The sequence below is a fragment of the Microbacterium sp. BF1 genome (genome assembly GCF_019279095.1).
Taxonomy (GTDB): domain Bacteria; phylum Actinomycetota; class Actinomycetes; order Actinomycetales; family Microbacteriaceae; genus Microbacterium; species Microbacterium maritypicum.
In genome coordinates, this window is record NZ_JAGYWT010000489.1 from 1 (window position 1) to 1,799 (window position 1,799).

Consider the following 1,799-nt stretch of genomic DNA (forward strand, 5'->3'; position numbering starts at 1 on the left):
CACACCCCTCATGAACGTTGACGATGTGCCCATCGGTCTGGCGATCTGTTTCGACGTCATCTACGACGACGTCATCCACCAAAGCGCTGCCTCTGGCGCGCAAATGTTCGTGTTTCAAACCATAGCCGATGCTCTTCTGACCCGACGGTCAAGCGCGCATCCCGCAGCCGCGTAGGCTCGGGGATCATGGCGATCGGTTCCACAGTCCACACATTCGAGGTGCAGCTCGCTGACACCGATCGCGGCGTCTACGAGGACTACTCGCTGCGCGTGGCGCGGCATCCGTCCGAGACCGATGCCTACATGCTCACGCGCGTGCTGGCCTACGGGCTCGAGTTCGCCGAGGGCATCGCCTTCGGCGGCAGCATCTCCTCGACCGAGGAACCGGCTGTGCTCGTGCGCGATCCCACCGGCCTCATCACCGCCTGGGTCGAGATCGGTGCGCCCGACGCCGAACGCCTGCACTACGGCAGCAGGCTCGCCGAGCGCACCGTGGTCTACACCCACCGCGACCCCGCCAAGGTGATGGCACCGTGGACGGACAAGCGCATCCACCGCCGCGAGGACATCCGCGTCTACAGCTTCGACCCCGGCTTCATCGACAGCGCGGCCGCCCTCATCGAGCGCCGCAACACCATGACCCTCACCGTGACCGAGAGCGTGATCTACCTCGACCTCAACGGCACGAACCTCACCTCCGCCGTGCACGTGCACGAGCTCTCCTAACCCGCACACGCGAAAGGCCCCGCCCCGCGGAAGCGGGGACAGGGCCTTCGGAGAGGTGACTCAGGCGGTCAGGTCAGCCGCGGTCGGCACGCGACCGGCGATCTCCTCGATCACGTCGTCGTCGAGACGGGCGTTCTCGAACGGCGCGTCGATCTCGGCGCGGTCGAGCAGCTCGGTCATGCGACGCTGGCGCTGACGCGTGATCAGCGTGACGACACGGCCCGAACGACCCGCGCGACCGGTGCGACCCGAGCGGTGCAGGTACGTCTTGTACTCGTCCGGCGCATCGGCCTGGACGACCAGGTCGATGTCGTCGACGTGGATGCCGCGGGCGGCGACATCGGTGGCGACGAGCACGTTCACGCGTCCGGACGTCAGACGCTCCAGGTTGCGCGTGCGCTTGGCCTGGTTCAGGTCGCCGTGCAGCGAGACGGCCGGGATACCGGCGTCGTCGAACTGCTCGGCGAGCATGTCTGCATAGGCACGGGTGCGGGCGAAGACCAGCGTCTTGCCATCGCGGTCGACGAGCGAGGTGAGGATGTCGGCCTTGTCGCGGTGCTCGATCACGAGCACGCGGTGCTCGATCGTGCTGGAGTCCTGGTCCTCTCCCGCGACCTCGTACACGGCCGGGTCGACGAGGAACTCGTCGACGAGAGCCGCGACCTCACGGTCGAGCGTGGCCGAGAACAGCAGCTTCTGGCTGCCGTCGGCGGTGTGACGCAGAATGCGCTGCACCGGCTCGACGAACCCGAGCTCGCACATGTGGTCGGCCTCGTCGAGCACCGCGATGCGGCAGTCCGAGAGGTCGAGCTTGCCCTGGTTGATGAGGTCCTCGACACGACCGGGGGTGCCGATCACGATGTCGACGCCCTTCTTGAGCGCACCCACCTGGCGGCCCTGCGGCACACCACCGTAGATCTGCGTGGTGAACAGGCCGACACTGCGAGCGATCGGCTGGATCGTGCGGTCGATCTGCAGCGCGAGCTCGCGCGTCGGAGCGAGGATGATCGCACGCGGCGACCGTCCGAACTCACGGCGCTTGCCGGCCTGCGACTGCAGCACGCGCTCGACGA

General features: G+C 67.4%; 2 protein-coding genes. One reads left to right on the forward strand and one right to left on the reverse strand.

Going from position 1 to position 1,799, the window contains the following annotated elements:
* Positions 1–186 precede the first annotated feature (186 nt).
* Complete coding sequence (locus tag KZA10_RS14010) at positions 187–726, forward strand: YaeQ family protein (protein ID WP_218683183.1); 540 nt, start codon at positions 187–189, stop codon at positions 724–726.
* Positions 727–786: 60 nt separating this feature from the next.
* On the opposite strand, the gene KZA10_RS14015 is transcribed toward KZA10_RS14010, so the two are convergent.
* Positions 787–1,799: DEAD/DEAH box helicase (locus KZA10_RS14015; RefSeq protein ID WP_218683184.1), on the reverse strand; the 1,013-nt coding region annotated here is incomplete at its 5' end.

What these genes read in the sequence shown, in the direction of transcription:
- KZA10_RS14010 (WP_218683183.1), top strand. Translation starts at nt 187, where the DNA reads ATGGCGATCGGTTCCACAGTCCACACATTCGAGGTGCAGCTCGCTGAC.